This is a genomic window from Thiomicrorhabdus marina (assembly GCF_017571465.1).
Lineage (GTDB): Bacteria > Pseudomonadota > Gammaproteobacteria > Thiomicrospirales > Thiomicrospiraceae > Thiomicrorhabdus > Thiomicrorhabdus marina.
This window is the reverse complement of record NZ_JAGETV010000002.1, coordinates 59,813-76,732: the sequence shown is the minus strand read 5'-3', so window position 1 is coordinate 76,732 and position 16,920 is coordinate 59,813. Positions and strand designations below refer to the sequence as shown.

Annotated in this window: 13 protein-coding genes and 1 pseudogene; 10 read left to right on the top strand and 4 right to left on the bottom strand. The window is 45.0% G+C overall.

The annotated features are described in order from the left end of the window. Positions 1 to 14 precede the first annotated feature (14 nt). Positions 15 to 353 (bottom strand): P-II family nitrogen regulator, encoded by a 339-nt coding sequence (locus tag J3998_RS01550; RefSeq protein ID WP_208146824.1) that lies wholly within the window; start codon positions 351 to 353, stop codon positions 15 to 17. A gap of 200 nt (positions 354 to 553) precedes the next feature. Here J3998_RS01550 and J3998_RS01545 point away from each other — a divergent pair, with 200 nt between their 5' ends. Continuing rightward, a complete protein-coding gene (locus J3998_RS01545; RefSeq protein WP_243750546.1) occupies positions 554 to 1,351 on the top strand; it encodes a class I SAM-dependent methyltransferase in 798 nt (265 codons plus the stop codon). 20 nt (positions 1,352 to 1,371) lie between these two features. Then, positions 1,372 to 4,110, top strand: a complete 2,739-nt coding sequence (glnE, locus tag J3998_RS01540; RefSeq protein WP_208146820.1) for a bifunctional [glutamate--ammonia ligase]-adenylyl-L-tyrosine phosphorylase/[glutamate--ammonia-ligase] adenylyltransferase — start codon at positions 1,372 to 1,374, stop codon at positions 4,108 to 4,110. Positions 4,111 to 4,212: 102 nt separating this feature from the next. Here glnE and glnA read toward each other — a convergent pair whose 3' ends face one another. Further along, on the bottom strand, positions 4,213 to 5,619 hold the full coding sequence (glnA, locus tag J3998_RS01535) for a type I glutamate--ammonia ligase (protein WP_208146810.1): 1,407 nt from the start codon (positions 5,617 to 5,619) through the stop codon (positions 4,213 to 4,215). A gap of 377 nt (positions 5,620 to 5,996) precedes the next feature. Between glnA and J3998_RS01530 the strand changes: the two genes are divergently transcribed. The 6 genes from J3998_RS01530 to phoR are packed head-to-tail and all read left to right on the top strand — an operon-like array spanning position 5,997 to position 13,554. After that, on the top strand, positions 5,997 to 8,264 hold the full coding sequence (locus J3998_RS01530; protein ID WP_208146799.1) for an ABC transporter permease subunit: 2,268 nt from the start codon (positions 5,997 to 5,999) through the stop codon (positions 8,262 to 8,264). Between the two features lie 12 nt (positions 8,265 to 8,276). Beyond that, positions 8,277 to 9,914 carry a phosphate ABC transporter permease PstA gene (pstA, locus tag J3998_RS01525; protein WP_208146797.1) on the top strand — a complete coding sequence of 546 codons (1,638 nt, stop codon included), beginning with the start codon at positions 8,277 to 8,279 and terminating at the stop codon, positions 9,912 to 9,914. A 38-nt stretch (positions 9,915 to 9,952) separates the two neighbouring features. Next, a complete protein-coding gene (gene pstB, locus J3998_RS01520) occupies positions 9,953 to 10,771 on the top strand; it encodes a phosphate ABC transporter ATP-binding protein PstB (protein ID WP_208146795.1) in 819 nt (272 codons plus the stop codon). 20 nt (positions 10,772 to 10,791) lie between these two features. Further along, positions 10,792 to 11,523, top strand: coding sequence for a phosphate signaling complex protein PhoU (gene phoU, locus J3998_RS01515; RefSeq protein WP_208146793.1), 732 nt, complete (start codon positions 10,792 to 10,794; stop codon positions 11,521 to 11,523). A gap of 31 nt (positions 11,524 to 11,554) precedes the next feature. Continuing rightward, positions 11,555 to 12,259, top strand: coding sequence for a phosphate regulon transcriptional regulator PhoB (gene phoB, locus J3998_RS01510; protein WP_208146791.1), 705 nt, complete (start codon positions 11,555 to 11,557; stop codon positions 12,257 to 12,259). Positions 12,260 to 12,264: 5 nt separating this feature from the next. Further along, positions 12,265 to 13,554 carry a phosphate regulon sensor histidine kinase PhoR gene (gene phoR / locus J3998_RS01505; RefSeq protein WP_208146789.1) on the top strand — a complete coding sequence of 430 codons (1,290 nt, stop codon included), beginning with the start codon at positions 12,265 to 12,267 and terminating at the stop codon, positions 13,552 to 13,554. Positions 13,555 to 13,567: 13 nt separating this feature from the next. Here phoR and J3998_RS01500 read toward each other — a convergent pair whose 3' ends face one another. Continuing rightward, entirely contained in the window at positions 13,568 to 14,143 is a 576-nt protein-coding gene (locus tag J3998_RS01500; protein WP_208146787.1) for a response regulator transcription factor, read from the bottom strand. After that, positions 14,143 to 15,456, bottom strand: coding sequence for a sensor histidine kinase (locus tag J3998_RS01495; protein ID WP_208146785.1), 1,314 nt, complete (start codon positions 15,454 to 15,456; stop codon positions 14,143 to 14,145). The genes J3998_RS01500 and J3998_RS01495 overlap by 1 nt, the downstream gene beginning before the upstream one ends. 247 nt (positions 15,457 to 15,703) lie before the next feature. On the opposite strand from J3998_RS01495, the gene J3998_RS01490 reads away from it, so the two are divergent. Beyond that, positions 15,704 to 15,949, top strand: coding sequence for a hypothetical protein (locus J3998_RS01490; protein WP_208146783.1), 246 nt, complete (start codon positions 15,704 to 15,706; stop codon positions 15,947 to 15,949). After that, positions 15,940 to 16,914 (top strand): annotated as a pseudogene (locus J3998_RS13465) (cytochrome-c peroxidase); the annotation flags it as partial. The gene J3998_RS01490 and the pseudogene J3998_RS13465, both read left to right, overlap by 10 nt. Between the last annotated feature and the right edge of the window lie 6 nt (positions 16,915 to 16,920).

The window sequence follows — 16,920 nt, the reverse complement described above, 5'->3', positions numbered from 1 at the left end:
GTTTTTCCCCTTTATTACAGTGCAATGTCGCCAGATTCTTCGGTACGAATACGGACAGCTTGCTCAAGAGGCATGACGAAAATCTTACCGTCGCCAATTTTGCCTGTTTTCGCAGCACTGCTGACCGCTTCGATTACGCTCTCGACTTGATCATCGCCAACGGCGATTTCAACGCGTAGTTTTGGTAGGAATTCAATTGCGTATTCCGCACCACGGTAAATTTCGGTGTGGCCTTTTTGGCGCCCGAAACCTTTAGACTCGGTAACAGTCATGCCGTGCACATCAATGCTGTGCAACGCTTCACGAACGTCATCAAGTTTAAAAGGTTTGATAATTGCAACAACCAGTTTCATACTAACCTCTCTGATGAAAATGAATATAAAGTTCGTCCAGTAGTAAACATTTAATGTGCCATGTTATCTAAATATTCTTTAAATTCATGTTGTTACGTTTTTTTAGTCGGCTATTTTCTAGAAATTTAATTTTCCAGTACAGGTTATTGTTTTTAATTGGTGCGTAAAAAGTTTTTTATGGTGCAATGGTGGTGCGATCTTTGAAGTTATTCTCTGTTGAAAAATTTCCGGCGATAGCAAAGGCGTTGTTAGCACAGTTTTTAGGATTGTTATTACTGGCGATAACGGTAGTCTTATTAGCGCAGTTTGTTGAGCCTCCTTTTGCTGATAGTTTGTTATTGGCTTTGCAGGTGATATATGCCGCTTTGTTTACCACCTTGTTTGTTATGCCGCGCTGGTGGTATCTGATTCAAATTGTACTGCCGCCAAGTCTTTATTTTGCCTTAAGTTCAGGTGTTAATCCTTTGCTGGCACTGGGCTTGTTTATACTGTTGATTTTGGTGTTTAAGAACGCGGTATTTGAGAGAGTGCCGCTGTATTTGAGTAATCAAACAACTAGACGAGCCTTGGTGCAGATAGCTGAAGAATACCATTTACAACGTTTTATCGACCTAGGCTGTGGTAACGGCAGTAATGTCCGGTTTATGGCCGAGCAGGCAAAGATACAAGAATCGGTTGGTGTAGAAACCGCTCCGATCCCGTTGTTGCTCGCTAAGTTGCGCGTATTTGGCGGTCACGGCACTGTTTTGGCGCAAAATCTGTGGAAAACTGATTTGGCGAGCTATGATTTTGTTTATGCGTTTTTGTCGCCGCAGCCGATGCCGGAATTATGGAGCAAGGCTGTGCGGGAAATGCCAGCGAATAGTGTCTTGGTCTCCAATAGTTTTGCCGTGCCGGATATTGAGCCGAGCGAAGTATGGCAATTGAGTGACCGTCGTAAGACTAAGCTTTATATTTATAAAATGTCCGAGACGCAGCGGAGTAAGACGTCTTGTTAATGCAATTATTGAGGAAGTGAATGAAATACGATTTGTCGCAAATTCAGCAATGGAGTCCTTATTTAGAGCGCAATTTACGCCGTTATCCGCAATTGGCCGAGCCGATGTTTTGGCAAGACGCTTTTGCCGAAGGCCAGTTATATCAGCAAGTGTATGATTTAGCTCGCAATAGTGACACGGATGCCGAGTTGAAAAAGCATTTGCGTGAACAGCGGAATTGGTTGATGAGTCGTATTGCTATTCGTGATCTGTCCGGTGCGGCTGAGCTGGAAGAAACCATGCGTGATGTCTCGGATTTGGCGGATGCTTTGGTTAATGCAGCATTAGATTGGCATTACGATAAGCTCACTGAGCGTTTTGGTGTGCCGATTGGTGAAGAATCCGGTGAGCAGCAGAAGATGTTGGTTATCGGTATGGGTAAATTAGGTGGTCAGGAGTTGAACTTCTCCTCGGATATTGATCTGATTTTTGCCTATCCCGAGCGAGGTCAAACTAATGGTCGTAAGCAGATTTCCAATGAGGAATTTTTTGTCAAGCTCGGGCAGGCAATGAATAAATCCTTGGTGGAGGTGAATGAGGACGGTTTTGTCTATCGAGTCGATATGCGTCTGCGACCTTTTGGTACAGCCGGCACTCTAGCGGTTAGTTTTGCTGCTTTGGAACATTATTATGAGGTGCATGGTCGTGCTTGGGAGCGTTACGCGTTGGTCAAAGCACGAGTAATGGCGGGGGAGTCGCAAGCCACTAAAGAATTGTTTGAGGTGTTGCGACCGTTTGTTTATCGCCGTTATGTCGACTTTACTGCGATGGATTCGTTGCGAGACTTGAAGCGCATGATTGCTGAGCAGGTTAAAAAGAAAGGCATGCAGGAAAATATCAAACTAGGGCCGGGCGGAATTCGCGAAATTGAATTTATTGTGCAAGCTTTCCAGCTGGTGCATGGTGGTCGGGATCGGGATTTACAAGGTCGCAGTCTATTACCGAATTTAACCTTGCTGGTCGAGCACGGTTTTTTGCAGGCCGGTATTTCCGAAAAATTGCGCCAAGCTTATCGTTTTTTGCGTCGTGCCGAAAACCGTTTGCAGATGTGGAATGACATGCAAACCCATGAATTACCGACTTCCGAAGAGCAGCAGGCGTTATTGGCGCAAAGTATGGGGTTTGAGTCCTATTCTGCGTTTATGGCCGAGCTGAATGTGCATCGTGATTTTGTTTCACAGCAGTTTGCGATGGTGTTTGACGAGCAGGAAGTACTGGAAGAACGCGATGCTATGGATAAGTTGTGGCACAGCGATATGGATGATTCCGAGCTGTTAATCGAACATGATTTGACCGACGAGCGCAAAGCCGAAGTGCTGGCGTTGTTAAAAGGTTTAAAGCAGTCGCGTACGTTGCAAATGCTGAGTAAAGACGGGCAAGAGCGTCTCGATATGGTGATGCCGATGTTGCTTAACGAGGCCTTGAAGCCGGAATATGACAAGATTGCTTTAACGCGTGCCTTTGCAGTGATTGAAGCGATTGCGCGCCGAAGTGTCTATCTGGTGTTGCTAAAAGAGAATCCGCAGGCGCTGAAAAATTTATTACAGCTCTGTCACGTCAGTGCATGGCTCAGTGAGATGTTGGTGAAATACCCGGCGCTGCTTGATCAATTGATTGATGACCGCAGTTTGTATGAGCCGTTGCATGCCAATGAACTTTTGCAGGAAGCCTGTAAGTTATTGGATCAGGCGGAGATGGATGAAGAGCGTTTTATGAGCGATCTTCGTCAGTGGAGGCATGCTCAGGTATTTAAGGTGGCGGCCGCCGATGTTACCGGTAATGTGCCGATTATGAAGGTCAGTGATTATCTGACTTGGATTGCCGAGGCGGTGCTGAAGGTGGCGTCCGAATTTGCATGGCGTTTGATGCAGCAGAAGAGCGGCCTGCCGGGTGGTCTTGAAGCGGGGGCGGAAAATCCGTTTATGATTCTTGGTTATGGCAAGCTCGGTGGCATTGAATTGGGATATGGCTCGGATTTGGATATTGTCATGCTTTATCACGGCATTGATTCCGGTGCGAAAGCGGTTTCGTCGACCGGTCGAGAGTTGGATAATTCGGTGTATTTCCTGCGCTTCGGGCAGAAAGTGATTTCATTGATTACCACTCTTATGCCGGCCGGTATTGTCTATGAATTGGATACGCGTTTGCGTCCGAACGGCGCTTCCGGTCGAATGGTGGTCAGCTTTGATGAATTCCGTAATTATGAAGAGAATAAGGCGTGGACTTGGGAGCATCAAGCTTTAGTTCGAGTGCGTGCTGTGGTCGCTAGTGAATTAGGGCAAAAAGCATTTACGGAATTTAAACAGGAATTTATCGGCAAGCAGCGTGATTTGGCCGTCTTGCGTGATGAAGTGGTTGAGATGCGTCAGAAAATGAAAGATCAGCTAGATAAGTCGAATGATGAGCAGTTTGATCTTAAGCAGGGGTCTGGCGGGATTGTTGATATTGAGTTTATGATGCAGTATCTGGTTTTGGGCTATGCACACCAGTATCCAGATTTAAACGAGTTTAGCGACAATATGCGGATTCTGGAAGCGGTTGAGCGTTATCAATTATTGTCTTCTGAACAAGTTGCGGCATTGATGGATGCCTATAAGACCTATCGTTCTAAATATCATCGAATGTCATTGCAAAATGAGAAGCCGCTAGTACAAACAACCTGTTATCCGGAGCAGCGAGAAAATGTTCAGCAGATTTGGCAGCAGTTGATGTTGGATTGACTTGGATTGACGGAGGTTGATGGTTGTTGCTTAAGCAAGTGTTTATAAACTAAAAAACCCGCATTAAAGCGGGTTTTTTGTAACTCAAATAATCTAAGGAGATTATGAAGAGTAGTACATGTCGAACTCGATAGGGTGAGTCGTTGCACGTAGACGAGTAACTTCTTCCATCTTAAGCGCGATGTAAGAGTCGATAACTTCGTCAGTGAACACGCCGCCAACTTTAAGGAAGTCGCGGTTTTTATCTAGTTCTTCTAATGCTTCGTCTAGTGACGCACATAGGTTATCGTAATCTTTCTCTTCTTCAGGAGTTAGGTCATATAGATCTTTCTCTGCTGGATCGCCTGGCTCAATTTTGTTCATGATACCGTCAAGACCAGCCATCAAGCATGCTGAGAACGCTAGGTATGGGTTAGCCGTTGGATCAGGGAAACGAAGCTCAACACGACGTGAACGCTCAGACGGTGCATATGGGATACGGATTGACGCAGAACGGTTAGAACCAGAGTATGCAATGAAGATAGGTGCTTCAAAGTGTGGAACTAGACGTTTGTACGAGTTAGTACCAGGGTTACAGAAAGCGTTTAGAGTACGAGCGTGCTTCATTAGGCCGCCGATGTACCATAGTGCTTCTTGTGAAAGACCTGAGTAAACGTCACCCGCGAAGATGTTTTTACCGTCTTTAGATAGCGACATATTGATGTGCATACCCGTACCGTTATCACCAACAACTGGCTTAGGCATGAAAGTCGCTGTTTTACCAAGTGCCTGACAAGTGTTGTGTACTGCATACTTAAGAATTTGAACTTCGTCCGCTTTAGCCGTTAGGGTGTTACCGCCAACCGCAAGCTCACATTGACCTGCACCAGCAACTTCGTGGTGGTGAGCTTCAAGCTTAAGACCCATTGCTTCAGCCATTGCACAGATGTCAGCACGAACTTCGTGTAGTTGGTCGACAGGAGGAACAGGGAAGTAACCGCCTTTAACTTTAGGACGGTGAGCTAGGTTTCCACCTTCAACTACGGCTTCAGTTGCCCATGAAGATTCGCCAGCGTTGATCTTAACGAAAGAACCTGACATGTCCGCACCCCAGCGAACGTCGTCGAAGATGAAGAATTCTGGCTCTGGACCGTAGAATGCTGTGTCAGCAATGCCTGTTGATTTTAGGTAGGCTTCCGCTTTTTTCGCGATACCACGTGGATCTTTTTCATAAGATTCCATGGTTGAAGGCTCAACGATCATCATACGGATAACGATAGTAGGGTCGTTAGTGAACGGATCCAAGAAGAAGCCATCAGTTTGCGGCATAAGGATCATGTCAGAGTTGTTGATGCCTTTCCAACCTTGGATTGATGAGCCATCGAATGTTTCACCTTCTTCGAAGAAATCTTCATCGATTTTCGATGCAGGAACGGTTACATGCTGTTCTTTACCGTGAGTATCGGTAAAACGTAGGTCAGCCCATTTAACGTCGTTTTCTTTGATTAAATCTAAAATTGCTTGTGGCATTATTTCGAATCCTTGTAAAGGGTTTGGTTAAAATTGAACAAGTCGATATTAGCGGGAATTGTGCCAGATTGCACCTTTTTTTTCCAAATGCACTAAATCGTTGATTTGCTTGGCAATTAGAAAACCGTATTTGCCTACTGGTTAAAGGGCTTTAGGTGTTTTTTGTTCGATTATGGTGCATTCTTCGTCTTTAATTTGTGCAAATTGTCTTGATTTGCATTGTTGCAGAAATGTTACAGGAATGTAACGGAACGTCTCGAATTTGTTATTTTCTTGTCACATAGCAAGCCTATTATTCACGCTATAAATTAAGCCGTAGCGATTAGTTTAATCAGCTGGCTAATCAAACTTTTGCAAAGTGTGTGATAGGTAACTTTATGAGTCGTTCTGTAGAGAATGCTTTGGATAAGGCGCTGAAAGGGCCTGCTTTTGAAAAACGCATCAAACGCCGTAACTTGCGAGATTATCTTGCAAAGGTCGGTATTTCAGTTGGCGGTTTAGGCATCATCGGTGCCGTACTGCTGATTATGTTCTTCCTTTTTTATGTGGTACTGCCGTTATTCGTGCCGGCAAGTATTGATAAACACCATCAATTTGCTCTGCCTGGTGGCACAGCAGAGAAAACGTTGTACTACGGTATTGATGAATATCAGAGTTCCGGTGTCCGTTTTACCAATTCAGGCCAGATGTATGGCTTTGATTTGGAAAAAGCCTTAGCAACGTCACAAGAGCAATTGCCACTTAATGGTGCAAGTATTACCAGTTTTACTGTGGTTAATGAGCTGCAAAGCTTGCTTGCTTTCGGCCTTTCCTCAGGTGAAATGCTGATTGCTAAATACGGTTATAAAGTCTCTTATCCGAATAATGTGAAAACCATTACTCCGGAAATTACTTATCCATTTGGTGAAGAGCCTATCGAAATCGCCAATGGTTCAGTTGACTATTTGGGTGTACGCACTTCTGACTCTGAGGTTCGAGTTGTTTATAAGCAAAAAGATTCTGCGCAAATCGAAGCGAAGCTCTTCACTAAAGTCGAGTCAATGCTAAGTGACAGTATCACCCTTGAAGAAGATACCAGCGGTAGTTTTGTCAGTAACTTGAAAACCAAATGGCTGTTTTTGGATTCAATGGGGCGCAACCTATATAACATCAATGCCGACGGCATGATTGAGTATATCGATCTAACCGATGTTAGTGAACCGGCTCTAATCGAAACGGTTTCATTGGTTGAAAATGATAAGCCTTCTACTATTCACTTCTTACTTGGTGATTACTCGTTAATGGTCGGTACTGAAAAAGGCCAAGTGCTGCAATGGTTCCCTGTGCGCCAAGCGGATAACACTTTCAAACTACAATTTATCCGTAGTTTCGATATCGGCGGCGGAGCAATTACCAATATTGCGATTGAAAAAGCCCGTAAAGGTTTTGCAGTGAGTAACGAGGCTGGCGAGTTTCATTTAATGCACTCCACTGCCGAGCGTGATGTTGGCGATATGATGATTGACGCCAAAGGCATTTCAGCGATTGCGATGGCGCCACGTGCCAATGGTGCTTTGGTTGAAACCAACAATGGTCAGTTAGTGCAGTTGATGATTGAAAACGAACACCCTGATGTATCGCTTTCTAGCTTATGGGGGAAAGTGTGGTACGAAGGTTATGAAGAGCCAAGCTACACTTGGCAGTCTTCATCCGCGAGTTCTGACTTTGAGCCGAAATTCTCGCTAATGCCTTTGACATGGGGAACCATTAAAGCCGCGCTATACTCAATGTTGTTCGCTGTACCTATCGCGATTCTAGCGGCTATCTACACCGCTTTCTTTATGGACAAGCAAACTCGCCAATGGGTTAAGCCATCGGTGGAAATGATTGAAGCATTGCCAACGGTAATCCTTGGTTTCTTGGCCGGTCTATGGCTTGCACCTTATATGGAAACGCATCTGCCTGGTTTCTTCTCGATATTTATTATCGTGCCGTTCGGAATTATCCTGTTCGGCTATGGCTGGACCAAACTGCCGAAAGCGATTCGTCAAAAAGTTTCAGTTGGCCGACGTGCAGTACTGATGATTCCGGTAGTGATTTTCCTAGGTTGGTTTGCGATGCAACTGAGTACGCCGATTGAAAACGCTTTCTTTGAAGGGGATATGCGCCACTGGTTGACTTACTCAGCGGGTATTGATTTCGACCAGCGTAACGCGATGGTTATCGGTTTTGCGATGGGCTTCGCTCTGATTCCGACTATCTTCTCGGTTGCGGAAGACGCTATCTATAACGTACCGGCTTATCTGGTTAACGGTTCACTTGCATTAGGTGCTTCAGGGTGGCAAACACTGGTTGGCGTTGTGCTTCCGACTGCATCACCGGGTATCTTCTCGGCGATTATGCTTGGTTTCGGACGTGGTGTTGGTGAGACGATGATTGTATTGATGGCATCAGGTAACACGCCGTTGATGGAGACCAATATCTTTGAAGGCATGCGTACTCTTGCAGCTAACTTGGCGGTAGAAATGCCGGAAGCAGAAGTGGCGAGTTCGCATTATCGAGTGCTGTTCCTATCGGGTCTGGTGTTATTTATCTTCACCTTCTTCTTTAACACTATTGCCGAAGTGGTGCGTAATCGCATGCGCCGCAAGTACGGTTCACTTTAAGGAGTTTCGACAATGAAAGAATGGTTCAAAAAGGGCGAACACTGGATTTGGATGAGCTCCGCTATGGTAGCGCTGAGCGTCGTTCTTGTGTTTGGTCTATTTGGCATGATTGCCTACAAAGGGATGGTGCACTTCTGGCCGCACACGGTTTATGAGTACCAAGTTAACAATGGGACTGAAATCGAGCGCGTGGTCGGTGAGCATCGCGATTCGAAAATCAAAGAAGTTTTTGATGTTAAAGGTCAGCCGCCGCGTGAAGTTGAGCAGTTACTGATTAAAGTTGGTAACCGCGATGTTTACGGTATCGATTTCCGTTGGATCAGCGCCGATGACCTAGTTGCAGCAGAACCTGCGATTGCGGATAACGCTGTGGTTATCGAGCGTTACGAGTACGGTAATGTGTACGGCTGGTATAAGACGCTTACGGTTAACGGCCAAACCTTTACCGGCGACAAGTTGGTACTTGAGCTGGAGAAGCAAGTCGATGAAGGTAAGCGTCTACATGATGAAATCAAATCGATTGAAAAGTCAGACATCGGCTCCATCAACTACAAGCTTGAACAACTTCGTCTAGAAGAAAAGAAGTTAAAAGCTGAAGATGAATGGAATGCTGAAGAAGAGCAACGTTTAGCGAGTAAGCGAACTGAACTAAATAAACAGTTCAAGGAACTCCAAGCGCAAACCCAAGTGCTTTATAAAGAGCAAGCAACACTGGGTGAAGTCAGCATGACCATTAGTGGTGGTCAGGCTCTGAACGTGCCGATCAAAAACATCGTTGACTACTGGCAACCAAATGAAATGTCGATGGCCGATAAGATTGGTTTCTTCTTTCATGGCATGGGACGTTTCCTAACCGAAGATCCGCGTGAAGCGAATACTGAAGGGGGGATTTTCCCTGCGATGATCGGTACCATCACTATGGTTCTGATTATGACGATTCTGGTAACGCCGATGGGGGTTATTGCTGCGGTCTATATGCGTGAATATGCTAAGGACGGCCCGGTTCTGAGAGCGGTGCGTATCTCGATTAACAACTTGGCAGGGGTTCCGTCGATTGTATTCGGTATCTTCGGTCTTGGTTTCTTTGTCTATATTTTAGGTGGTTCAATCGATGAACTCTTCTATGGTTATGCGCTGCCAAGCCCGACGTTCGGTACTCCGGGTCTATTGTGGGCATCGCTGACTATGGCGCTATTAACCTTGCCGGTTGTGATTGTTTCGACCGAAGAGGGTCTATCACGAATTCCTCGTTCATTGCGTGAAGGTGGTCTGGCTCTGGGGGCAACTAAGATTGAAGTTATCCAGAAAATCGTATTGCCGATGGCTTTGCCTGCGATTATGACCGGTCTAATCCTTGCGGTTGCGCGTGCGGCCGGAGAGGTTGCACCTTTGATGCTGGTTGGTGTTGTCAAACTGGCACCGGAGCTGCCGGTGGATGCGATTGCTCCGTTTGTGCATCTTGATCGTAAGTTCATGCACCTTGGTTTCCATATCTACGACGTCGGTTTCCAAAGCCCGAACGTTGAAGCATCACAGCCATTGGTTTATGCCACTTCACTACTGCTGGTATTAATCATTGTCGGTCTGAACTTGGGTGCGATTTCGATTCGTAACCGTCTGCGTGAAAAATATAAGGCGCTAGAGCACTAAGGCTCGCGCACTGAGAGAATTTACAAAGGTATTTAGAAATGAGTGAACAAAACTTAACGATTTCAATGGATCGCGATAACCGTCAGCTAAAGTTGGCCGATGAAAAAATTGCTATCCAAGTCAAAGACTGGAACCTGTTTTACGGTAAGAAGCAGGCGCTACAAAACATCACAATGGATCTTCCGGAAAACCGTGTAACCGCGTTTATCGGTCCATCTGGTTGTGGTAAATCAACATTGTTACGCTGCTTTAACCGTATGAACGATTTGATTGACATCGTTCGCGTTGAAGGTGACATGACCTTGCACGGGGATGACATGTATTCAAAAGACATGGATGTCGCTGCGCTACGTCGCCGTGTCGGAATGGTGTTCCAGAAGCCGAACCCATTCCCGAAATCGATTTATGAAAATGTTTGTTACGGTTTACGTCTGCAAGGTATCAGTGATAAACAGATTTTAGATGAGACGGTTGAGTGGGCTTTGAAAGGCGCGGGTCTTTGGGAAGAAGTTAAAGATCGTCTTAACGAAAACGCATTAGGAATGTCAGGGGGTCAACAGCAGCGTCTATGTATAGCCCGTGCCATTGCGATCAAACCAGAAGTTTTATTACTGGATGAACCGACTTCGGCACTTGACCCGATTTCGACACTGGCAATTGAAGAGTTAATTTTCGAATTGAAAAAAGACTTTACGATTTTGATTGTTACCCACAATATGCAGCAGGCGGCTCGTGTTTCTGACTATACCGCCTTCATGTATATGGGCGATCTTATCGAGTACACTGACACCGACAGTCTATTCACTAATCCACAAGTTAAACGTACAGAAGATTACATCACTGGCCGTTACGGTTAAGCTGTTAGAGGAGATTTAGCATGAACCGAGATGAATTTAATAACCATATTTCTGAACAGCTTAACCGCAATCTTGAGGGGCTATTTAATCAAGTTCTGGAAATGGGTGGTATTGTCGAACAGCAGTTGGCGGATTTGAATCAAGCATTGGAAAACAATGATGAAGAAAAAGCGCATAACGTGTTAACACTAGACAAGTTAATCAATCGTGAAGAGATGGAAATCGACCGTCTTTGTGCGGCGGTGTTAGCTCGTCAGCAGCCAACGGCTTCAGATTTGCGTTTAATCGTTATGGCGATTCGTATTGCCGTCGATTTAGAACGTATGGGTGATGAAGCGGTTAAAATTGCGAACATGGCGATTGCTCAATGTAAGGATGATGGAAGTTGCTCAAGTTTGCCGGCTTTTGATTATTTGAAGCAGTTGATGGCGGCGAGCAGCGATATGCTGAAGACGACTTTGAATGGCTTCTCACGCCTGGATACTTCGAAAACCATGGAGATCTATCATGAAGAAGAGCGCATGGATGAAGTGTTGAAATTGGCAAGTCAAGAGATCCAAGAAAAGCTGGCTGAAACAAATGATGTGGAAACGGTTGATATCTATATTAAAATGCTTCTGGCAATTCGTGCTGCAGAGCGCATTACCGATCACTCTTTGAATATTGCTGAAAGCGTGGTTTACTTGGTGCGCGGAAAAGATGTTCGTCAAATGGATGAACAAGCTTTGGCAAAATTTTTGCAGTCAGAGTAACCTTTTGAAAGGCTAATTCAGGAGAGCCCTTTTGAGCCAAAAAACGATTCTAGTTGTCGAAGATGAAGCGGCGATTCGCGATATGTTGAAATTCACCTTAACCTCGTCGGGGTTCTGGGTGGAGGAGGCAGATAATGCCGAACAAGGTATGCGCATCGCGCTGGAGAAAAAACCGGATCTAATCTTACTGGATTGGATGTTACCGGGGATTTCCGGTGTCACCATGGCGCAGAAGTTACGTCAGAATGGCGCAACTGAAAACATGCCGATTATTATGCTGACAGCACGAGGGGAAGAAGAAGCACAGGTTCAAGGATTTGAATCGGGTGTGGACGATTATGTCGTTAAGCCTTTTTCGCCGCGTGCCTTGGTAGCGCGTGTTAATGCTTTATTGCGTCGTCAAAAAGGCGGGCACTCTTCTGAGAACGGTAATCAGATTATTTCCGGGCGTATGTGTTTGGATATCGAAAGCCATCGCTTTTATGTGGATGGTGACGAAGTCAAACTGGGGCCGACGGAATTCAAACTGGTGAACTTCTTTATGTCGCATCCAGATCGTGTTTTCTCCAGAACGCAATTATTAGATCAAGTATGGGGTATTAATGTTGTTGTTGAAGAACGCACCGTTGATGTTCATATCCGTCGTCTACGTAAATTGCTAGAGCCGATTAATGTCGCTGATTACATTCAAACGATTCGTGGTTCCGGCTACCGTTTCTCTGTGGTGGAGGAATAAACGGATTGTTAACCAGCGGAATTAAGCGCGAGCTTACCTGGATTATTGGCACGCTTTGGCTGTTCTTAGCCTTTGCTTGGTTAACCGGTTGGTGGTATTTTGCCTCCGCCGGTTTTGTTGTTTTTTACATTGGCCGTCACTTGTGGAGTATCCGCAAATTTGAGTTGTGGATTCAAGGGCATGATATCGATGCACATCCACCAACGAGCGGTCTATGGTCCGAACTTTCCTATCAAGTTTCCAAAAAGCAACGTGCGTTGGAAAAACATGCCGATTTAAACTTCTATAAATCCGAGCAGTTCAAGGCTGCTTCAATGTTGTTACCGTCAGCGGTGGTATCAATTGATCAAAATAACTATATCGAATGGCTGAATGAGCCGGCGATGCGTATGCTGGGGATTCTGCGTCAGGACGTTGGACGTCGCATTGAAGCGGTGATTCGAAATCCAGATTTTCTGGATTATCTAAAAGGCCAAGATTTTCAACGCTCGCAAACTTTGACTCTGGATCAATCGCGCATTTTTGAATGCAAGATTATCGAATATTTCGAAAACCATAAGTTGCTGATTGCCACTGACATTACCGAGCTTTATCAATTAGCACAGATCCGTCGTGATTTTGTTGCTAACGCTTCGCATGAACTGCGCACGCCTTTAACGGTTTTACACGGTTATCTGGAGTTAATGCAGGAGATGCCTCACGATGATCACTGGAACATGCCATTAGAGCATATGCATAATCAAACATTACGTATGCGCGCGATCATTGAAGACTTGTTGACCTTATCTTCGATTGAAGCCGATTCGATTACTGCCGAACAAGAGTTGGTCGATGTACCGGAGATTCTCAAACATCTGAAAATTGAAGCAGGGCAATTGAAATCCGATAGGCATTCGCTCTATTTTGATATCGACAATGCGATTCGCATTAAAGGTTTTACCGAACCGCTGAAAAGTGTGTTTATGAACCTGATTTCCAATGCGATTCGTTACTCGCCGGATGGCGGTAAAATTCGTGCCCGCTGGTATGCAGACGCACAAGGCGTGCATTTTTCAGTGTCCGATGAAGGGCTCGGCATTGCCCCCGAGCATATTCCGCGTTTAACCGAGCGTTTTTATCGTGTGGATAAAGATCGCTCGCGCACAACCGGTGGCACGGGACTCGGTCTGGCGATTGTTAAGCATGTTCTGGAAAAACATGAATCACATCTTGAGGTAAGCAGTGTGATCGGTAAAGGCAGTGTTTTTGGTTGCTCTTTCCCGATTCACCGCATTGTTATCGAAGACGAAGAATAATTTTTAGGAACGGCTAATTCTGCACCGGACGCTTTTGTAATTTACGTTGCAGAGTGCGGCGGTGCATATTCAATGCTTTGGCGGTCGCGCTGATATTGCCGTCGTTTTCCGCCAAGGTTTTCTGAATGTGTTCCCACTCCATCCGTTTTACCGACATGGTCTGAAAAGCCTCGTCATTTACGGATTCTGGTTCCGACCTACTTGTTTGGGTTGCCTTCTCGGGCGCCGATAAGCTAGTAAATTTTTGCAGTATTTCTTGTACCGAAGCGGGTTTACACAAATAATCAATTGCCCCAAAACGCATTGCTTCGACAGCGGTGGTGATGCTAGCGTAGCCGGTCAAAATTAAAGCGCGGCAATCTGGATGATGTTGCAGTAAATCTTGCAATACTTGTAAGCCACTTAGGCCGTCGAGATTTAAATCGAGAATGGCGTACTCAATTTTATTCTGCTGATAAATCTGCGCCGCCTCTTCTGGATTATTCGCGAGCAAGGTCTCGATTTGCTGCTGTCCCAATGCATTGCCAAGAATGCGCAAGAAGGTGGAATCATCATCAACGACTAAAATAGGTGAATGGATTGGTTCCATTAGGTATCTTCTCTTGATTGTTCAATGATGTTACTTAGACCGATATTCACTTCCAAGCCAAGTGGAAGCTGTTGATTATCGACATAATTCTTAAACTGCAACTCGCCGTTAAAGCGTTGCAAAATCATTCGACTTAGAAAAACCCCCATGCCTAAACCATGCTTAGATTCAGCGGGCGCTTTGCCTAATAAAGCTAGATTTTCAGCACTTAACCCACCGCCTTGATCGCGAATCCGTAAATGTAATTGTGGTGCGGATCCTGATTGATTAATCTGCCACTGTAGTTCGATGAATTGTGGGCTATAGCGTGCGGCATTATCAAGTAGGTTCATTAAGGCCAGTTTAAAACTCGGGTCAGCTTTTAGACAGACATTACTGGCCGATTGTTGTTCACTGACTACGCTTAAAGTACTTTGCGGATGCAGTAAGGCAAATTCCTGCTTAAGGTCTTTTAAAAATTGCGGCAGCGTGATGCGTCGAGATTGAGTGCTGTTCGCGTTGTCGGCGCGGACTCGCAAATTTTGTAGAGCGTGGGTGCAAACTTGCAACTGCTCTTGCATGGTCTGTAAATAATCTTTTCCGGCCTCGCTTTTGACTTCGCTTTGCAGCAAATCATGCAGAAAAGTTAAGGTGTTGAGCGGGGTGCTGAGCTGATGTGCTGAAGCCGAAGCGATACTGGCTACGGATAGAAAATATTCGGTTTCTAAGGCATTTCGCTGCTGCTTTTCAAGTAAATTTTGCTGTTTATCCAAACGCGACTTCATCGGCAGAATAAATAGCGCTAAGAACAATACCAGTAACATAAATACCAGCATCGAACCGTGCAAGTGCCAAGCAAAGAAGGCTTGAAGACTCTGAACCTTGAGTGACATGATCGGCACATAAAAATAATTCAGCACAATGTAGAGCAGTGCCGATACGACTGCCAAACTCATAAAGAACGGTGGTGATAGCAATAGCATTCCGAGCGCTAGCGGAAGTAATAGTAGATGTATCAATGGGTTAATGGTGCCGCCTGTCTGGTAAAGCAGGGCACTATTAACCAACATTACCCACATTAACATAATCATCCAAAAGCCGTTATTACGCGGCTCGGGGTTGAGGTTTTCTTTGTCTCGATTCATCAACGCAAAGCTACCCAGCAATGTCAGTAGTAATAAAGCGTAACTAAACAGCACCCAGCCAAAAGACAATTGCATCTGTAAATGGCCTATAAACCAGCTGAGGGTGACTAGCCATGTGATGCTGAGAAACAGCACCATACTGGTGAAATAGCGAAGTTGACCTTGTTTAGGGAGTTGGATTTTAAACATTCAGATAGGATCGTTGAGTTGTCGTAACAAAATTAATGTTGGCTAATCTTACTGAAAAACCAAGTAAAGTGTGGCGGCAATTTATTTGCTGCACTGCCGTGCGTAAATTTTTTTGGGTAATTATTCGTTATAAATGTTAAGGAAAGTGAATAGTTTTGGTGGGTGCGACAATATGTCGCAGGCGCTAGTCGTAATGAATCGTTAAAATCGGCGTAAATTTTTAACTGACCTTTAAATGAATAGCCTAATGACTCATAAAAAACTTACCGGTTCGGCTTTATTCACTGCTTTATTGTCCTCAATATTAACGGGGTGTGGCGGCGGTGGAGAGACTGCAGTAATTTCTTTGCAGGAGCCGGTGGACTACATCAATATTGCCGAATTAGGCAGTGATCTATTAGTTGATATTAATCTTTCCAATATCGCAATCAATCTTGTGCAACTTGTCATGCTGCTGGTCGCGCTTTTACTGACCCGCGTCATCATAGTTTAGGTAATGGCACTGTAGCGGTTTTGGCACGTGAAACCGGTGTTTCTGTCGGCGATGATAATTTTTCAATTGGCATTCGTAATGCTCCGACCGCTGCCTATGCCGCTTTAACGCCGCCATTTTCACAAGATGAAAATGGTTATATTGGCGGGCAATTCTGGGATGGTCGTGTCAGTACTTTAGCTGACCAAGCCGGCGGGCCTCCATTGAACTCGGTGGAAATGCAGATGCCGAGTAAGCAAGCAGTAATCGAACGACTTCAGGAAAATGACAGTTATGTAAACGCTTTTAAAAAGTTCTATGGTGAAGGCATTTTTAATGATGTCGATGCCGCTTACCTTGCTATGACTCAAGTGATTGAAGCTTTCGAAAAGACCTCAGAATTTCAGACATTTGATTCCAAATGGGATCGTTCTTTAACCGGCGATTACACCTTTACGGCTTCTGAGCAGGCTGGCTATGAGTTATTTGAAAATAAAAACTGCATGCTTTGTCGTACCAGTAATGCCGATTTAGCAAGTGCCAAACAGACCTTTACCAATTACCGTTATTACAATCTTGGCTTGCCGAAAAATCAGGTATTGATTGATGAGAATGACGAGCGAGGATTGAACACAGATTTTGTTGAGAATGGCGATCGTGGTTTGCTAGATAACCCAGCCGTAACCGATCAAGCTGAAATCGGTAAATTCAAAACGCCAACCCTGCGTAATGTCGCAGTCACCGCACCTTATATGCATAACGCGTCATTCAAAGAGCTGCGTGATGCATTGAATTTTTTAAATGCCGGTGTTGCCGATACTGAAACCCCTTTCCCTTCAACTGTGACAGTGCATATGAGTGCACAAAATATGACTGAGCAAGAGGTGGAAAATCTTGAGTGTTTCTTACGTACTTTGACTGATCAAAGTTATGAGGCCGTAATGCCAACCACACGTACCGATGGTACGACGATTCTTTGCGATTAATGTTTT

Excerpts from the sequence above, each read along its gene's own strand:
- J3998_RS01495 (WP_208146785.1), bottom strand. The coding sequence starts at position 15,456 with ATGTTTAAAATCCAACTCCCTAAACAAGGTCAACTTCGCTATTTCACC.
- glnA (WP_208146810.1), bottom strand. The coding sequence starts at position 5,619 with ATGCCACAAGCAATTTTAGATTTAATCAAAGAAAACGACGTTAAATGG.
- phoU (WP_208146793.1), top strand. The coding sequence starts at position 10,792 with ATGAACCGAGATGAATTTAATAACCATATTTCTGAACAGCTTAACCGC.
- J3998_RS01550 (WP_208146824.1), bottom strand. The coding sequence starts at position 353 with ATGAAACTGGTTGTTGCAATTATCAAACCTTTTAAACTTGATGACGTT.
- pstB (WP_208146795.1), top strand. The coding sequence starts at position 9,953 with ATGAGTGAACAAAACTTAACGATTTCAATGGATCGCGATAACCGTCAG.
- J3998_RS01490 (WP_208146783.1), top strand. The coding sequence starts at position 15,704 with ATGACTCATAAAAAACTTACCGGTTCGGCTTTATTCACTGCTTTATTG.
- J3998_RS01500 (WP_208146787.1), bottom strand. The coding sequence starts at position 14,143 with ATGGAACCAATCCATTCACCTATTTTAGTCGTTGATGATGATTCCACC.
- pstA (WP_208146797.1), top strand. The coding sequence starts at position 8,277 with ATGAAAGAATGGTTCAAAAAGGGCGAACACTGGATTTGGATGAGCTCC.
- J3998_RS01530 (WP_208146799.1), top strand. The coding sequence starts at position 5,997 with ATGAGTCGTTCTGTAGAGAATGCTTTGGATAAGGCGCTGAAAGGGCCT.
- glnE (WP_208146820.1), top strand. The coding sequence starts at position 1,372 with ATGAAATACGATTTGTCGCAAATTCAGCAATGGAGTCCTTATTTAGAG.